This window comes from Pantoea nemavictus (assembly GCF_037479095.1).
Lineage (GTDB): Bacteria > Pseudomonadota > Gammaproteobacteria > Enterobacterales > Enterobacteriaceae > Pantoea > Pantoea nemavictus.
In genome coordinates, this window is sequence record NZ_JBBGZW010000001.1 from 4,239,161 (window position 1) to 4,256,136 (window position 16,976).

A 16,976-nucleotide genomic window follows, 5' to 3' on the forward strand; every position below is an offset into this window, starting at 1 on the left:
ATTATGAAAATCGGACTGCTATTCCCCATTGCTATCATCATTGCAGGCATCAGTTTTCTGGCCTGGTTTATTGCCAGCGGCGCGGCGATGCCCGGTTCATGACACGCTGTTAACACGCGTATTTTGCTGCTAACCCGCTGAAAGCGCGGCATTTCGCCAGGAATGCTGCGTCTGTCGTGTTGATCTTCCCTTCTTTGCCATCCCTTTCTGCGCCCTGGCAGTGACAAAAAGGTGCGACACCGCGTTCTGTTTCACTCTGCACTTCACAAACTTTTAACGAAGAAGATCGCGGAGCCCCTGCAAATGACAACACATCACCAACATTATATTAATGGCGCGTTTGTGGCCGATCACCACGACAAGTGGATTGAAGTGATTAATCCGGCAACGGAAGCGCTGCTGTCGCGCGTGCCGGAAGGCAGTAAGCAAGACGCCGCACAGGCGATCAACGCCGCCGAAGCGGCACAGCCGGGTTGGGAAGCGCTACCGGCGGTAGAGCGTGGCAACTGGTTACGTAAAATTGCCGCTGGGATACGCCAGCGTGAAGCAGAACTGTCCGCCACTATCGTTGCTGAGGGCGGAAAAACGCAGGGTCTGGCACAAACCGAAGTTCTGTTTACTGCCGACTATCTGGAGTACATGGCCGAATGGGCGCGTCGTTATGATGGAGAGATCATTAACAGTGACCGTCCAAATGAAAACATTTTTGTCTTCAAAAAAGCCATTGGTGTCACCACCGGTATTCTGCCGTGGAACTTCCCCTTCTTCCTGATTGCACGTAAAGCGGCACCTGCACTGGTGACCGGTAACACTATCGTGATCAAACCCAGTGAGCTGACGCCAAATAATGCGGCGATCTTCGCGCAAATCATTGATGACATTGGCCTGCCAAAGGGCGTGATCAACATGGTTTACGGCTATGGCCCGGAAATTGGTCAGGAGCTGGCAGGCAACCCGAAAGTGGGCCTGGTGAGCCTGACCGGCAGCGTTAATGCCGGTATCGCCACCATGGAAGCCGCGGCAAAAAATGTCACCAAAGTGTCGCTGGAACTCGGTGGCAAAGCGCCGGCTATCGTGATGGATGATGCCGACCTGGATTTAGCGGTGAAAGCGATTGTCAGTTCCCGCGTCATCAACACCGGACAGGTGTGTAACTGTGCCGAGCGTGTTTACGTGCAGGAGGGCATTTACGATCGCTTTATCAGCGCACTGACTACGGCTATGCAGCAGGTGAAGTTCGGTAACCCGGCGGAGCACAACGACATTGATATGGGACCGCTCATCACTGCGGCCGCATTAGAACGGGTTGAGCAGAAAGTCGCAAAAGCGGTAGCCGATGGCGGCAAGGTGCTGCTGGGCGGCAAACGTGCCGGTAATAAAGGCTTCTATTTTGAGCCGACCATCATCACCGGCGTGCGTCAGGATATGGAGATTATGCAGGAGGAGATTTTTGGCCCGGTACTGCCGGTAATGCGCTTCAAAACTCTCGACGAAGCGGTGACGCTGGCCAACGATTGCGCATATGGGCTAACGTCTTCGATTTATACCCAGAATCTGAACACCGCAATGGTAGCGCTACGTAAGCTGAAGTTTGGTGAAACCTACATCAATCGTGAGAATTTTGAGGCGATGCAAGGGTTCCACGCCGGCTGGCGTAAGTCGGGGATCGGGGGCGCCGATGGACGTCACGGGTTAGAAGAGTTTTTACAGACGCACGTGGCCTATTTGCAGTTCTCATGAGGAAAACCCGGTGCGCATTGCTGCGCACCGGGAAATCATTACGAGACGCGCTTCTGGCTGCGCAGCAAGGCCAGACCGCTTAATACCGACATCGCCATCAGATAATAACCCGGCGCCAGGCTGGTACCGGTGGCGCTAATCAATAGCGTACAAATCAGCGGTGCAAAGCCACCAAACACCGTTACCGCCACGTTATAGCTGATTGCCATGCCGCTGGCACGCGTGCCAATCGGGAACAGATCCGCCATCACTGACGGCACCGTCGAGAAGTAAATCGATTTCAGCAGCGCCATCCAGCACACCAGCAGAATCAGCGTGGTGGGCGTGGTGTGTTCAACCACCAGCTTAAAGGCGGGATAAATGGTGACGATCAGCAGAAGCAGTGAACCCCACATCAGCGGCACACGTCCTACGCGTTCTGCCCATAGCCCCATAATCGGAGTTACCACGGTCAAAATCACCCCCGCCAGCAGCGTTGCTGTGAACGCGACGCTGCCAGAGAGGTGCAGATTTTTGGTGGCATAGGTCGGCACGTAATTCAGCATGTAGTTAACGGCCGTTGAGATCACCATCAGGCCGATCGCCAACAGCATTAGCTCCTTCTGGCGACCAAACAGGCTTTTCAGCGGCGCGGCTTCTGGTTTGTGCTCAGCAAAACTTGCCGGTTCGTGGACATGACGACGAATGTAAATCCCCAGCGGACCAATCAGCAGGCCGAAGGCAAAGGGAATCCGCCAGCCCCACTCCTGAATCTGGCTTTCCGTCAGGATCTGCGTCAATCCCAGACCAAATGCTGATGCCATCAAGGTACTGGCACCCTGGGTAGCAAACTGCCAGCTGGCGATAAACGCTTTACGTTCCGGGAAGTGCTCCACCAGGAATGCCGTTGAGCTGCCAAACTCGCCACCCGCCGAGAAACCCTGCACCAGACGTGCCAGCAAAATCAGCAGCGGCGCCATCAGGCCAATGCTGCTGTAGCCTGGCATAAAGGTGATGACGGCACCGCCAAGCATCATCAGGTTGATCGACAGCAGCAGCGCTTTTTTCCGACCATGACGATCGGCATAGTTGCCTAGCACAATCGCGCCTAAAGGACGAATCAGAAACGACACGCCAAAACTACCAAATGTCAGCAGCATTGAGACCGAGGGATCGCTGGTAGGGAAAAAGGCATGGGCAATGTAGCTGGCGAAAAAGCCGTAGACGGCGATATCGAACCACTCGAGCGCGTTGCCGATACAAGTGGCAAATAGCGTTTTGTGCAGGCTGGGCTTGGTGGTGTTCAACGGCAGGGTGCTATTCAGCGTACTCATTGCCCACCTCCGACATGCGCACGATGCTGTGCCACCAGTTGCGTACCCTGCTCACCTAAATCCCACAGCAGCCGCGTCATGATCTGCAAACCTTCGCGCGCGATCGATTTCAACATGTGTTCGTTGACGCCATGCTGCCCACAGGCCGGGTACGAATGCGGAACCCACAGCGTGGGCAAACCAAGAATATCGGAGAACACTTCATTTGGCAGCGAACCGCCGAGATTGGGCAGCAGCGCCGGTTTCTTGCCGCTGGTTTCCGCCATGCTCGTCAACACCCAGTCGACGAGGGGATCGGTCGGATCGAGCCGCGTGGCGGGCGATCCGCGCATGAATTCAACCTCAACATAGCCAAAACCGTGCTGTTGCAGATGGGCGCGCACATGCTGTGCGAGGTTTTCCCAATCGGTTCCGACCACAAAGCGCAGCTGGCATACCGCTGTCGCGCTGCCCGGTATCGCATTCATCGGCTGAGCCGGATTGCCCGTCAGGAATGACAGCACTTCCAGCGTGTTCCAGCCATACAGGCGTTCCGTAGGTGACAGGCCCGGCTCGCCCCAGTTGACATCAATAGCGGGATCGTCCGGCATGCCGCCGACCTCGATATCCGCCAGAATGTCACGCACCTGCGGCGTGAGCGAGTTAGGTTTCAACGCAGCAACCTGCAACACGCCCTGTGCGTTAACCAGTGCAGCGATAGCGCTAGCCAGTTGCGTACCCGGATTGGTTAACAGTCCGCCCCAGTTACCGGAGTGATAAGCGTTGTCGCGCGCGTTAATCGTCAAACGGAAGTTAACCGCGCCGCGTGAGCCGAGGAACAGCGTTGGACGAATCGCATTCAGACGCGGGCCGTCGGAAGCAATAAACAGGTCGGCTTGCAGCAGTTCGCCATGTTGCTGGCACAGCTGCGCCAGACCCGGCGAGCTGATCTCTTCACCCATCTCGAACAGCATTTTGCAGTTGAAGCCCAGACTTCCGCCGCGCACCTTAAACACCTGCTCAAGCGCCGCCAGATTCACGCAGTGCTGGCCTTTGTTATCGGCGCTGCCGCGCGCATACCAGCGATCGCCCTCTTCAACCATGTGCCACGGTGATAAGCCCGCGCGCCAGTTTTCATCATCGCCAAATACCACGTCGCCGTGACCATAACTGAGCAGGGTTGGCAGCGCCGGATCTTCAATGCGGATCGCCACGAGGAACGGTCGATTGGCGGCTTCCGGGTTGTCGATAAAGTGCAGCGTGAAGCCAAGCGCAATCAGCTGCGGACCGATTTCGTCCTGCAGATAGCGCTGTAATTCGTTATCACGATCCTGACGCTGGCTTTCCGTGCGTTGCGCCACACGACGCGCCAAAATACGTTGAAATTCTCCGCTGTCGAAATAAGCGCTGGCCTGTTGAACCGCCTGGTGTGCTGTCATGTTTGCCCTGTCTTTTATTGTTTTGTCGTTAAGTCATCTTTGCGGAAACACTGCTTTGCCACAATTATCAATTTATCGAGTAAGATTTGCTTTTATGGCAAAGCTAGCTTGCCCACTTTCGAGGCATGCACCACGATGAGGCACCCGCATGTTAAGTAGTGAGATCCGCTATTTTCTCGCCGTCGCGAATACCGGCTCGCTCAGCGCCGCCAGCGAACAGCTGTTTGTGGCGGTGTCGGCGATTAGTCGACAAATTCAGCGGCTGGAGAATCAGGTCGGCGTGCCGCTGTTTTCCCGTCACGCGCGCGGCATGGTGTTGAATGAGGCGGGCGAGATTTTTGCCCATCATGTGCGAAAGAATCTGCTGGATATGGAGTATGCGCTGGCGGAAATTAAGGGCCTGAAAGCGGTGCGCCGCACGCTGATCCGCGTGGCCTGTACCGATGGACTGGCGTTTACCCTGTTGCCGCGCATGATTGCTGATTTTCGTAATGACAATCCTGGCGTGTTGTTCGAGATAAAAGTGGCGAGTACGCAAGGTGTGGCGGAAGCGCTGCGCAACGGCGAGTGTGATGTGGCGTTGCAGTTTAGCCTGCATGCCGAACGCGGTGTGGAAGTGATGGGATCCTGGCCGGCACCGGTGTTAATTGTGATGCATCAGTCGCATCCTTTAGCTACCACGCCACAGGTCACGCTGGCCGACCTCAGCCACTATCCGCTGGCATTACCGCAGCAGAACACCACGGTACGGCAGCTGTTTGAACTCGCCAGCCACATGAGCGGCTGCCTGGTGGAACCGGTAATGACCTGCGATACCTTCTCGATGCTGTTTCAATTCCTGCTACGCACGCCGCAGGCAGTAACCATTTGCAGCGCCTTTACCGTGCTGCAGGAAGCTGAAACGCACGGTTTGATATTGCGCTCGGTGGGCATTGATCAACTCAGCCAACGCACGTTGCAGCTACAGGCGCAATCAGGGCGGCCCCGTAGCGCCGCCCTGAATGTGTTTCTTTCGTTTCTGTTACAGCAGCTGGATGCGCTGGAGAAGCCGCTGCGCCAGCGCTGGCGTCCGTAGCTTAGTTCTTGATATCCACCGGATAGAAGATGTGTTTACCGAACGGATCGACCTGATAACCGCTCACCGATTTGCGTACCGGCTCGAAAATGGTTGAGTGCGCAATCATCACCGCTGGCATTTGGTCGTGCATCATTTGCTGTGCCTGCTGATAGAGCGCGACGCGTTTATCATGATTCTGCTCGGCGCGGGCTTCGGTGATGATTTTCTCAAACGGCTGATAACACCATTTGGATGAGTTGGAACCGCCATTCGCCGACGTACAGCTATACAGCGGGCCGAAGAAGTTATCCGGATCGCCGGTCGCGGTGGTCCAGCCCATTAATGCTGCCTGGTGTTCGCCGCCCTTCACGCGCTTAAGGTACTCGCCCCACTCATAGCTAACGATATTGGCTTTGATGCCCACCTGGGCCCAATCGGCCTGAATCATCTCCGCCATCCGTCGTGCATTCGGGTTGTACGGTCGCTGCACCGGCATCGCCCACAGCGCAATTTCGGTACCCGGTTTAATTCCCGCTTCCTGCAGCAGCGCTTTGGCTTTGGTGGGATCGTAGTCGTAATCCTTCAGGTCTTTATCCGCGCTCCACACGTCGGGCGGCAGAATGTTTTTTGCCACCGTGCCGGTGCCTTTGAAAATGGCATCAATGATCGCCTGCTTGTTAATCGCCATCGCCAGCGCCTGACGCACTTTGACGTTATCCAGCGGCGCTTTGGTGGTGTTGAATGACAGGAAGCCGGTGTTCAGACCCGATTTCTGTTCAAGGGTCAGATCAGGATTGCTGCGCATCTTCTCCAGATCGGCCGGATTGGGGAACGGCATAATCTGGCACTCATTTTTCTCCAGCTTGGCGTAACGCACCGACGCATCCGGGGTGATGGAGAACACGATGCGATCGAGTTTCGCCTTGCCCTGCCAGTATTCCGGGAAGGCTTTATAGAGAATGCGCGAATCTTTTTGATACTGCACCAGCTCAAACGGGCCGGTGCCAATGGGCTCCATATCGACTTTTTCTGGCGTACCCGCTTTCAACATCTGGTCGGCGTATTCTGCTGAGTGGATCGAGGCAAAATACCAGGCCAGGTCAGCGAGGAATGGCGCTTCGGCATGCGCTAAGGTGATGCGCACGGTGTTGTCATCAACCTTATCAATGCCTTTGATCAGCTTCGCCAGCTCAAGGCTTTCAAAGTTGGCGTAGTTGCCGCCCGAGACGTTGTGGTAGGGATTTTTGGCGTCCATCTGACGCATAAACGAGAAGATCACGTCATCCGCATTGAAGTCGCGCGAAGGCTTAAACAGTTTGTTGCTCTGGAATTTCACCCCTTTGCGCAGATGGAAGGTGTAAACCGTGCCATCCGGGCTGATGTCCCAGCTCTCGGCCAGGCTCGGCACCAGTTCGGTTGTGCCCGGGGTGAAATCAACCAGGCGGTTGAAAATCGGCACGGCGCTGGCATCCACGCTGGTGCCCGACGTGTACAGCTGCGGATTGAAGTTCTCGGGCGATCCCTCTGAACAATAAACCAGCGTTTTCGCCGAAACGCCGCCTGCTACCGCTAATCCGAGTGCCGTCAGCGTCAGTTTTGCCATCACTTTTTTCATTAAGATCCTCGCTTTTTATTGACTTCCATGAGTCAGCTTCGTTATTTAATGTTCATCTGACTAATAAATAACATGATTTAACCAGCACGCGTACTACCGACGCCGCAATGCTAATAAGGAATTGTGATGACAGACCAACTTGCCAGCCAATTGACCCAGCGTTTTTACCGTTATCTGGCGGTTTCCAGCCAGAGCGATGCCAAATCAACCACGCTGCCGAGTACGCCGTCCCAACATGCGATGGCGGAATTACTGGCAAAGGAGCTGGGCGAACTGGGATTGCAGGAGATTGTGATTGACCAGCACGCCACGGTTACCGCCGTCAAACCCGGCAATCGTCCTGCTGCACCGCGCATTGGCTTTATCACCCACATTGATACCGTGGATGTGGGCTTGTCGCCGGACATTCACCCGCAAACCCTGACGTTTAACGGGGAAGATCTGTGCCTGAATCGTACGCAGGACATCTGGCTGCGCGTGGCGGAACACCCGGAAATCCAACCTTATCTGGGGCAAGAGATTATCTTTAGTGATGGCACCAGCGTGCTCGGTGCCGACAACAAAGCAGCGGTGACGGTGGTGATGACGCTGCTGGAAAACCTGCGTGGCGATCACGGTGATATCGTGGTGGCCTTTGTGCCCGATGAGGAGATTGGCCTGCGCGGTGCGAAAGCGCTCGATCTGGAGCAACGCTTTAACGTCGATTTTGCCTGGACCATCGACTGCTGCGAGTTGGGTGAAGTGGTATATGAAAACTTCAACGCCGCCGCCGCTGAATTGGTGTTCACCGGCGTACCGGCGCATCCGATGTCGGGCAAAGGCGTGTTAGTTAATCCACTGCTGATGGCGCATGACTTCATCTCGCGCTTTGATCGCTTGCAAACACCCGAGCATACTGAAGGCCGCGAAGGCTATATCTGGTTCAATGATATGCATGCCAATGCCAGCCGCGCCATCCTGAAAGCCTCGATTCGCGATTTCGATCTGCAGGGTTTTGATAAGCGGAAGCAGCAACTGGTGGAAGTGGCCGATGAGATTGCCGCGCGTTATCCCACCGGACATGTGGCGCTGACCATTAACGATACGTACAGCAATATCAGTAATGCAATTGGTGAGGATCGTCGCGCAATTGACTTGATTTTTGCCGCGCTGGAACAAGTAGGCGTAGAACCAAAAGTGATTCCAATGCGCGGTGGCACCGATGGTGCAGCGCTGTCAGCGAAAGGTTTGTTGACGCCGAATTTCTTTACCGGCGCGCACAATTTCCATTCGCGCTTTGAGTTTTTACCGGTTCCATCGTTTGTGAAGTCGTATCAGGTAGCGGAAGCGCTGTGTTATTTAGCGGCGAAATAACACAAAAAAGGTCGTCATAAAAGACGACCTTACGATTAAATGGAGGTCGCCTTGTTTGGCGACCTTTTTTACATTATTTGCTCGCTGACACGTCAATGCCAGGGAAGAATTTCGCCGCCAGTTTGGTAACGGTACCGTCGGTCTGCACCTTGGTGATAGCCGCATCCAGCGCTTGCTTCAGTGTGGCATCACCTTTACGCAGGCCAAAACCGATACCGGTGCCGAGAATGGTGTCATCCTCAACCGGCTTACCGGCAAAGGCGAAGCCTTTACCCTGCGGCTTTTCCAGGAAGCCCGATTGACCCGCCGCCGACATCACCAACGTACCGTCGAGACGACCTGCCACCATATCGTTATAAACCTGGTTCTGATCCTGGTAAGAGGTCACGGTTACGCCCTGCGCTTCCCAATGTTTCTTCGCGTAGGTTTCCTGAATCGAACCCTGCAGCACACCGATATTTTTGCCTTTCAGCGATTCCGCCGTTGGCTGCAGCTTTTCGCCCTCTTTCACGATCAGCATGGTGGGAATGCGGTAAATCGGCTTGGTGAAGTCGATGCTTTTGGCGCGCGCTTCGGTGATGTTCATCGCTGAGTTGATGGCATCAAACTTTTTCGCCTGCAGCGCCGGGATCAGCGCATCAAAGCTGCTTTCCACCCACTTACAGTCGAAGTTGCCAACCTGACAAATCGCTTTGCCCAGTTCGATATCAAAACCTTCCAGTTCGCCCTGCGCGTTGCGGCTTTCAAACGGCGGATACTGCGATTCCAGACCGTAGCGTAAGGTTTCCTGCGCCAGCGCGTGCGCCGAGGTCAGCATACCGAGAGCGACAAACAGTGCGTTCAATTTTTTCATTATATTTACCCCTAAGTTACCCTTTGACCCGGCAGAGCGCTTCTGCACCGGCCTGAAGTGTTGCGTCGTCTTTTGCGAATGACAGGCGAATTAATTTATTGTCAGTGCCGTCCATATAAAACGCCGACAACGGGATGGTGGCCACACCGTGATCGACGATGAGACGTTTTACCATTTCGCTATCGCTTTCGTCACTGAAATGTCCGTAGCTGGCCAACATAAAGAATGAGCCGGCGCTCGGCAGCAGCTTAAATGGCGAATCCTGCAGCAATGTCAGCAGGCGATCGCGCTTCTCCTGATAGAACGGCGATAGCTGCAGATAGTTTTGCGGCTGTTGCAGATAGTGAGCAAAGCCGACCTGCATCGGCGTATCAGCGGCGTACATCATGAACTGATGCACTTTGACGATCTCCTCCATTAACGCGGCCGGTGCCAGCGCATAACCGACGCGCCAGCCAGTAACGTGGAAGGTTTTGCCAAAGGAGGAAACCACCACACTGCGCTGCGCCAGTTCTGGATGCGTCGCCATACCGCAATGCGTGCGGCCATCAAACAGAATGTGTTCGTAGACTTCATCAGACAGCACCACAATATCGGTGTTGCGCGTCAACGCCGCGAGCTGATCCAAATCCGCCGCTGACAGCACCTGCGCGCTAGGGTTGTGCGGCGTGTTGATGATGATCATGCGGGTGCGCGGAGTAATGGTAGCGCGCAGTTCGTCCCAGTCGATGGCGAAATCAGGAACCTGCAACTTCAGGCCGATTGGCGTGGCGCCCTGCAAACGCACCACCGGCGCATAGCTGTCGAAGGCCGGTTCGAAGAAGATCACTTCATCGCCGGGATGCACCAGCGCCGAGATCGCCATGTAAATGCCCTGGCTGGCGCTGCCGGTGATCAACACTTCGCTGCCAGCATCATATTGCTGGCCATACAGCGTGTGGACTTTCTCGGCCAGCGCTTCACGTAGCGCCGGCAAGCCGGTCATCGAGGCGTATTGGTTGTGCCCTTCACGCATCGCTTTACTTACCAGCTCCACCAACTGCGGATCGCAGGGGAAATTCGGTGCGCCTTGCGAAAGGTTAATAGCCTGATGTTGCGCCGACAGCTGGCCAATGACGCTAAAAATCGTCGTGCCGACATCAGGCTGTTTGGAAGAGATGTTAACACTGCTATTCAGGGTCATCGTTGCCTCAGAAAGTTGCATAACCACGTAATGAAAATAGATTTCTATTCAACGGCGTGTGGCTTGAGTCGACAAGCGAATTGTTGTCATAATAGCCATGATTAAAAATCATAGCTTGAGGTTGTTATGTCCCGCTCTGCTCTGCCGCTTAATGCCATTCATGCGTTTCTGGTTACCGCACGTCATCTTAATTTAACGCGCGCGGCTAGCGAACTGTGCATCACTCAGGGCGCGGTGAGCCGCAAAATTGCTACGCTGGAAAATTGGTTAGGATTCGCTTTGTTTACGCGCCATGCCCGCGGATTGCATCTCACCGAGCAGGGCGCTGCCCTGCTGCCGGAGCTGCAGCAAGGATTCACCTTGCTGGTCAATGCCACCGAAAAAGCCAGCCGCAGCAACGCCTCCATTCGGCTCAAGGCACCGACCTGCGCGATGCGCTGGCTGGTGCCGCGACTGGTGGCGCTGGAGCAGCAGCGTCCTGACATTCACGTCGCTCTCACTACCACGCTCGATCATGGCTCACAGCTGGAGAATTTTGACGCGGCGATTGTGTTTGGACCAACGCCTGCGGGGGCAATTTGTCTGTTCGAGGAGCGTTTAACGCCGGTGATGGCCAGCAGCGTCACGCCGCCTGGACAGATTAGTGAATTGGCGAAGTTTACCTTCCTGCATCCCACACAGGATGTGCGCGACTGGCAGCTGTGGCTGACAAAGCAATCTGCGGCGCTGCCAATGGCGCGCAATCAGCATTTCGCCACCATGGATTTAGCCATCAGCGCAGCGATTCAGGGATTTGGTGTCACGGTGGCGGATGTCACCTTAGTGCAGAATGATCTGGCGCATGGACGCTTGATTGCGCCGTTTGCCGCCAGTGTGGCAACCGGCGCGAGCTACAGCCTGTTACAGCGAGCGGAACAGGATGCGCCACCGTTCCTGCCGGAACTGGTGGCGTGGTTATCGGACGTTTAGAAAGAGACCCATTCGTCAGTGGTGGATTTCGGCTGAGCGCCAGCGGCGCCTGCCAGTACCGGACGACGCAGCGCGGTGGCCGCAGGTGCGACAACAACGCTGCTGACCGGCGTACTGTCCGACAGACGGAATCTGGCTACTGATGCCTGCAGCTCCTGGGTTTGACGCTCCAGCGCGCTGGCAGCGGCAGACACTTCTTCAACCAGCGAGGCGTTCTGTTGCGTCACGCTGTCCATCTCGGTGACGGCGGTGCCGACCTGCGAAATGCCTTTGCTCTGCTCTTCCGAAGCCGCAGCGATGTGCTTCATGATTTCATTGACGTCCTGCACCGACTTAAGAATATCGTGCATGGTGCTGCCCGCGCTGCTCACCAGCTCCGAGCCTCTCTCCACGCGCTGCACGGAGTCTTCAATCAACGTGGCAATCTCTTTTGCGGCACCGGCGCTGCGCTGTGCCAGATTGCGCACTTCGCTGGCCACCACGGCAAAACCACGCCCCTGTTCACCGGCGCGCGCGGCTTCCACCGCAGCGTTCAGTGCCAGAATGTTGGTCTGGAAAGCGATGCTGTTAATCACATTGGTGATCTCAGCAATCTTCTTCGAACTGCCGGAAATGCCTTGCATGGTGGTGACGACTTCACCCACCAGACGTCCGCCCTGTTGCGCGGTACCGGTAGCGGTTTCTGCTAACGAACTGGCCTGACGCGCATTATCGGCGTTAAATTTCACCGTGGCGGTGAGCTGCTCCATGCTGGCTGCCGTCTGCTCCAGCGCTGCCGCCTGCTCTTCGGTGCGTGATGAGAGATCGTTGTTACCGGACGAAATTTCTGCGGCGCCGCGATAGATATTCTCGGTGCCGCTGCGAATGGCGCTTACCGCTTCACGCAGGCTGTCCTGCATTGCACTGAGTAACGGCACCAGTTTGCCGACGCAGTTGCGGCCAAACTCGGCCACCGGCTGACTGAGATCGCCCTGCGCAATGATGGCGAAGTGGTTGCGCACGCGCTCCAGCGGTTTTACCAGCATCGCGACCAGGTAACGATCGGTAAACAGCAGGATGAACAAGCCAATCACCACCGCCACTAAAATAATCACTTTGGTAATGCTGGTGAGATGATCGACGGTGACGCGCGTCTGATCCAGTTTGTTGCCTGCGGCTTGGTTGAAGGCTTCTGCGCTGGCACCAAAAGCGCGGCTCAGCGGCGGCGTAACGTTATTGGCCTGCGCGCGATACGCATCCACCGTGCCCTGTTGCGCCAGAGCAACCTGCGGGGCGATGCCTTCATCCAGCAGCTTTTGCCAGTTAGCAATCACGCTGTTGGCGGTCGCTTCGTCCATTGGACCGGGCGCCATGGTTTTGAACTGCGCCAGCAGATTTTTCATATTGTCGAGCGCTTGCTGCACCGGTGCGAAAGCATCGCCATTGACAGCGGCTCCCGACGCACGGCCTTCCATCACGCGCGACAGACGCGTAACTACACGAAAATACTGGTCATTCCCTTTGCTCAATACCGTCATTTGATTAACCAGCTGGCGGTCAATCTCGTTGCCCTCGCCGAGGGCGTTCAGTGAGTGGACGCTAAACAGCCCAACGGCACACCACAGCAGGCAAAACAGCCCGAGAATGGTGAGCATTACGGCGCGGATGGTGAAGTTTTTTAAGATACCCATACATAATCCCTTGGTGTGAAACGCGAAGGAGGCCCGATAAAATCGGGCATATTGCGTTTATCGGCATCGGATAAGGAAAATGTAACGGTTTTGTAAGCTAATTAATTGCTTACTGACTGAGGTGAGTAAAAAGCACTTCTACGATTTATCAGCAGCATAGGCGCGAATTTGCCTTATAAAATCATTTGCGCAATTACACCATTAGCAGCCTCACTAAAGTTTCACGTGACTGCGCATCATTAAGCGGAATAAGCGCAGCCTGCCACGCATAAATCGCGTCTTTACCACCGCTTGTGCTCTGCCGCGATCGCCAAGCGCCAGCGTCAGATCTTCACCCGAGCGCCAGACCGGCCAATCCACGGCTCCGGGCAAATGCGAGCTAAATTCGCTGGCCTCCCGTGCGAAGGTGACCCAATAGCGGCTCACCTCAGCGGCAAACGCTTTATCCTGCTCGCTGTAAGTGCGTTCAGCCACCGGCGTAAGCGTATCGAGCGTGTTGAAGACATAGGGGATTTCATTGCCATGCCAGGTGCCATGCGGATAAAGGTCACGGGCATTTTCTGAGACGTAATCAAACCAGTAGCGCCAGGCAGGCAAGCCGATTTTGTGCTGTGCCTGCGCAACGATAAACGGCAACACGGTAAAAGCCATATCGCGCGCCACTGCACGTCCTAGCAGCGCGTCATCGTGGAGGTCGTAAAGCCATTTCATCAGGCGATAACTGACGCGGTTTTTGCTGCGCATCTGTTTCAATACGGCGGTGGCATCAACACCAAAATAGTCCAGCACGCTGGCCTCATCGCTGTTGCTGCCAATCATTAAAGGGATGCGATGCTGTTTGCCGCTCATAAAGGTATTCAACATCGGCGTGGGCAGTACGGCATCACCGCTGATCGGCACGGGACCGAGCGCTAACGGACGTTCCAGCGGCCAAAATTGGTCGGCAGCCAGTTCGCGCAGCTGTTCTGCGCTGGCATTTTCTGGCAAACCAAAATGGGCGGCAACCTGCAGTCCCAGCTGTTGTGCCTGCTGTTTAGGCATATCCGGCAAGCTGTAGGCGCTCTGCACAATGCCTTTGTGAAACAGCCCTTCAGCCAGTGGAGAGCAGCACAGTGAGAGCACGCTGCGCGCGCCAGATGATTCACCGAACAAGGTAATGTTGTGACGATCGCCACCAAAGGCGGGAATATTGCGCTGAATCCACTGCAAGGCGGCAATCTGATCGAGCAAGGCAAAGTTGTTGATCACGCCGCCTGCCGGGTATTGCGCATCCAACGCGGGATGAGAAAAGAAACCGAAATGGCCCAGGCGATAGTTTAGCGTCACCACCACCACGCCTTGTGCCGCCAGCGCTTTGCCACGATAGGGATCAAGATTGCCCGCACCAATAGTAAAACCCCCGCCGTGTAACCAAACCATCACAGGCAGCGGTCGCGATGGCTCAACATCGGGGGTCCAGACATTCAGGTACAGGCAATCTTCACTTAAGCGGCCAGGATCGCCACCGCCGGCAGCCACGCAATAGTTATGATTCTGCCAGCTCGCAGCGCCCCATTCGGTGGCATCGCGCACCTCTTGCCAGGGTTGCACCGGCTGCGGCGGTCGCCAGCGTAATGCACCGACCGGTGCTGCGGCGTACGGTATTCCCTTGAAGACAAAAAGATCTTCATCCATTAGGCCTCTGAGTTCACCTTCTGCGGTCATGATCCTCAGACGTCGTTCATTATTCATCTCGGGTTCCCTGATAAAGCATCATTCCATTATTTGCAGGCCTTGAGTGAATGTCCATGTTCTGAAAGCATTTGCAGATTAAGCCGAAACGCGGCGTGAATCTTTGAACAACTCCATCAAATATTTTGGTTAACCTTATCAAGGCCATTTGTTCTAAGGTTACAAGTTAACCTGGCGCGACGGAGAAACAGCATGTTTGGTGGCATTAATCAGATGTTCAACCGGATGTGTGATCACCCGGACTTCGGTAAGCTGCTGTTACGTTTGACGTTTGGCGGACTACTGCTGTTTCATGGTGCATTCAAAGTGGTACATGGCGTTGGCTGGATCGCGCACATGCTTGCCGTCAAAGGGATGCCAGGTTTCATCGCTTACGGTGCTTACATCGGGGAAATAGCGGCGCCAGTAATGGTAATTATCGGATTAATGACCCGCCCGGCGGCGTTCATTATTGCGGTGAATATGATCGTCGCGACACTGCTGGTAAAAATGGGCGCCATCTGGCATCGCACGGATGTCGGTGCCTGGGCCCTGGAAACAGAAGCTCTTTACCTGCTTGGCGCGCTGGCCATTATGTTTTTGGGTGCTGGGAAGTACACGCTGGTGCGTGATTCGCGCTTGCAATAACGACAAGAAAAGCAGCCGGTCTGCTGAAGTGAGACTGCCACTTCACAGACCGGCTCTATTATTTACGCATTACGCCACGCCGCAGCGATCCAGACTGCGCTGCTGCATTTGCTGATACAACGCCATTTCATCCTGCACCGCGCTACCCAACGCCCGTTCAAAATCGGCTCGACTGGCATTGCCTGCGCTGCGTGCCTGCGCCACATCGCCGAGATTAGATTGGAAAATCCCCGCCGCGCTAACCGGTAAGAAATCCTCATAGACAATCGGTTCAGCGGTTAAACGCGCTTCAGCCAGCAATTGCGCGACGCTTTCACCCGCACGCGGTGGCTGATGCTCGCCTTTTTCGGTCAGTCGATAGCGGAACCACGCCAGCTGCTGTTCGCGCAACACGGTTTCATCATCCGGAAAATCACGGAATACGGCGCTGAGATGCTGCTGATGCTGCTGGTTATCACTGCCGGTGCCGGCTTCAGCCAGCAGACGATCGTAAAGCGCGCGCCCTTGCGGCGTCAGTGCCGCACCGCGTTGCTCAATTTCACCGAAGCGCGCGGTGTGCGTGCCTGGCGTGCCATCGTTGAAATGTACCGTCTCTTCTAATGCTTTAAAGCTGGTCTGGCGCAGCAAAATAGGCACCTGACGCGATGGCGGGCCTTCAATCAGGGTCTTGGGATCGATGCCGCGCGAGGGCATCAGCGCTTGCACGCGATCGATATCCAGCGTACGCGGCGTCAAATGGTTGATATGGCAACCGCGGAAACAAACCACATCGGCAATCAGGCGGTGCTGTTGGCTCAACGCGCGATAAGTGGCGCTGTCCACCGTGGTATGCGCATGCCAGCGGAAGGTTTCCAGCGCTTCCTGCACAAAGCGAGCCGCGTCAGCCGCGTTTAAGCCGCCCTGCTGCTGATGTTGGCTAATCAAGGCGCGACAGCCGGGTGTAAAGATGTCGCGCGCGGCGAGAATCGCAGCGGCTTTTTCGCGCAGTGCTTCGTCATCAATCAATTCGAGGCGCAACAATGAGGTGAAGACGCGGAACGGATTATGGCGCAGGGCGCGATCGCTAACCGGACGAAATGCCGTCGAATGCACCGGCACGCCAGCCTGCGACAAATCGTAATAACCGACCGCTTCCATACCCATGACGGCGAACATCTGGCGTAGCGTATTAAGTTCATCAGCCTTGCCGACGCGAATCGCACCGTGGCGCTCGACGCTCAGTCGGCTCAGTTCATCCGCCGCCGAGAGGCGATTTTTTAACGCCGGATTGGCTTCCAGCGTACGGTCATTAACAGCGGTGACCAACTGCGTCAGCGTGCCGTATTGCGGCACTTCCTGCTGATACATGGTCGACATGGAGTGGGAGAACAGCGTGCGGATGGCATCACTGCTGAGAAAGTTAGGCATCATCATCACCTTGGTCTACAGGGTTGTTGCTACTGTAGAT

Annotated in this window: 14 protein-coding genes; 6 read left to right on the forward strand and 8 right to left on the reverse strand. The window is 55.5% G+C overall.

What is annotated here, in order from left to right; translation table 11 throughout:
* The first annotated feature begins 3 nt into the window (after window positions 1–3).
* The gene (locus WH298_RS19575; protein ID WP_007887946.1) at window positions 4–102 is read left to right on the forward strand and encodes a YoaK family small membrane protein; all 99 of its coding nucleotides are present in this window, start codon (window positions 4–6) and stop codon (window positions 100–102) included.
* Window positions 103–303: 201 nt separating this feature from the next.
* The gene (gene aldA / locus WH298_RS19580) at window positions 304–1,740 is read left to right on the forward strand and encodes an aldehyde dehydrogenase (protein WP_007887949.1); all 1,437 of its coding nucleotides are present in this window, start codon (window positions 304–306) and stop codon (window positions 1,738–1,740) included.
* Window positions 1,741–1,778: 38 nt separating this feature from the next.
* On the opposite strand, the gene WH298_RS19585 is transcribed toward aldA, so the two are convergent.
* Window positions 1,779–3,053 carry an MFS transporter gene (locus WH298_RS19585; RefSeq protein WP_180823647.1) on the reverse strand — a complete coding sequence of 425 codons (1,275 nt, stop codon included), beginning with the start codon at window positions 3,051–3,053 and terminating at the stop codon, window positions 1,779–1,781.
* Window positions 3,050–4,471, reverse strand: coding sequence for a M20 family metallopeptidase (locus WH298_RS19590; RefSeq protein WP_049852236.1), 1,422 nt, complete (start codon window positions 4,469–4,471; stop codon window positions 3,050–3,052). The genes WH298_RS19585 and WH298_RS19590 overlap by 4 nt, the downstream gene beginning before the upstream one ends.
* Window positions 4,472–4,619: 148 nt before the next feature.
* Here WH298_RS19590 and WH298_RS19595 point away from each other — a divergent pair, with 148 nt between their 5' ends.
* A complete protein-coding gene (locus WH298_RS19595) occupies window positions 4,620–5,546 on the forward strand; it encodes a LysR family transcriptional regulator (protein ID WP_180823648.1) in 927 nt (308 codons plus the stop codon).
* Window position 5,547: 1 nt separating this feature from the next.
* On the opposite strand, the gene WH298_RS19600 is transcribed toward WH298_RS19595, so the two are convergent.
* On the reverse strand, window positions 5,548–7,143 hold the full coding sequence (locus WH298_RS19600) for an ABC transporter substrate-binding protein (RefSeq protein WP_180823649.1): 1,596 nt from the start codon (window positions 7,141–7,143) through the stop codon (window positions 5,548–5,550).
* A 126-nt stretch (window positions 7,144–7,269) separates the two neighbouring features.
* Here WH298_RS19600 and pepT point away from each other — a divergent pair, with 126 nt between their 5' ends.
* Window positions 7,270–8,496, forward strand: a complete 1,227-nt coding sequence (gene pepT, locus WH298_RS19605; RefSeq protein ID WP_049852234.1) for a peptidase T — start codon at window positions 7,270–7,272, stop codon at window positions 8,494–8,496.
* Window positions 8,497–8,569: 73 nt separating this feature from the next.
* Here pepT and WH298_RS19610 read toward each other — a convergent pair whose 3' ends face one another.
* Window positions 8,570–9,349: a transporter substrate-binding domain-containing protein gene (locus WH298_RS19610; protein ID WP_180823650.1), complete on the reverse strand. Its 780-nt coding sequence runs from the start codon at window positions 9,347–9,349 to the stop codon at window positions 8,570–8,572.
* 16 nt (window positions 9,350–9,365) lie between these two features.
* Window positions 9,366–10,532: a methionine aminotransferase gene (locus WH298_RS19615; protein ID WP_007887956.1), complete on the reverse strand. Its 1,167-nt coding sequence runs from the start codon at window positions 10,530–10,532 to the stop codon at window positions 9,366–9,368.
* A gap of 126 nt (window positions 10,533–10,658) precedes the next feature.
* Here WH298_RS19615 and WH298_RS19620 point away from each other — a divergent pair, with 126 nt between their 5' ends.
* Entirely contained in the window at window positions 10,659–11,501 is an 843-nt protein-coding gene (locus tag WH298_RS19620) for a LysR substrate-binding domain-containing protein (protein WP_049852232.1), read from the forward strand.
* On the opposite strand, the gene WH298_RS19625 is transcribed toward WH298_RS19620, so the two are convergent.
* Window positions 11,498–13,171, reverse strand: a complete 1,674-nt coding sequence (locus WH298_RS19625) for a methyl-accepting chemotaxis protein (RefSeq protein WP_180823651.1) — start codon at window positions 13,169–13,171, stop codon at window positions 11,498–11,500. The two genes, WH298_RS19620 and WH298_RS19625, sit on opposite strands and share 4 nt — an antisense overlap.
* Window positions 13,172–13,384: 213 nt before the next feature.
* A complete protein-coding gene (locus WH298_RS19630) occupies window positions 13,385–14,902 on the reverse strand; it encodes a carboxylesterase/lipase family protein (protein ID WP_180823652.1) in 1,518 nt (505 codons plus the stop codon).
* Window positions 14,903–15,094: 192 nt separating this feature from the next.
* Here WH298_RS19630 and WH298_RS19635 point away from each other — a divergent pair, with 192 nt between their 5' ends.
* Window positions 15,095–15,529, forward strand: coding sequence for a DoxX family protein (locus WH298_RS19635; RefSeq protein ID WP_007887968.1), 435 nt, complete (start codon window positions 15,095–15,097; stop codon window positions 15,527–15,529).
* A gap of 69 nt (window positions 15,530–15,598) precedes the next feature.
* Here WH298_RS19635 and hglS read toward each other — a convergent pair whose 3' ends face one another.
* Window positions 15,599–16,936 carry a 2-oxoadipate dioxygenase/decarboxylase HglS gene (gene hglS, locus WH298_RS19640; RefSeq protein WP_180823653.1) on the reverse strand — a complete coding sequence of 446 codons (1,338 nt, stop codon included), beginning with the start codon at window positions 16,934–16,936 and terminating at the stop codon, window positions 15,599–15,601.
* Window positions 16,937–16,976: the final 40 nt, after the last annotated feature.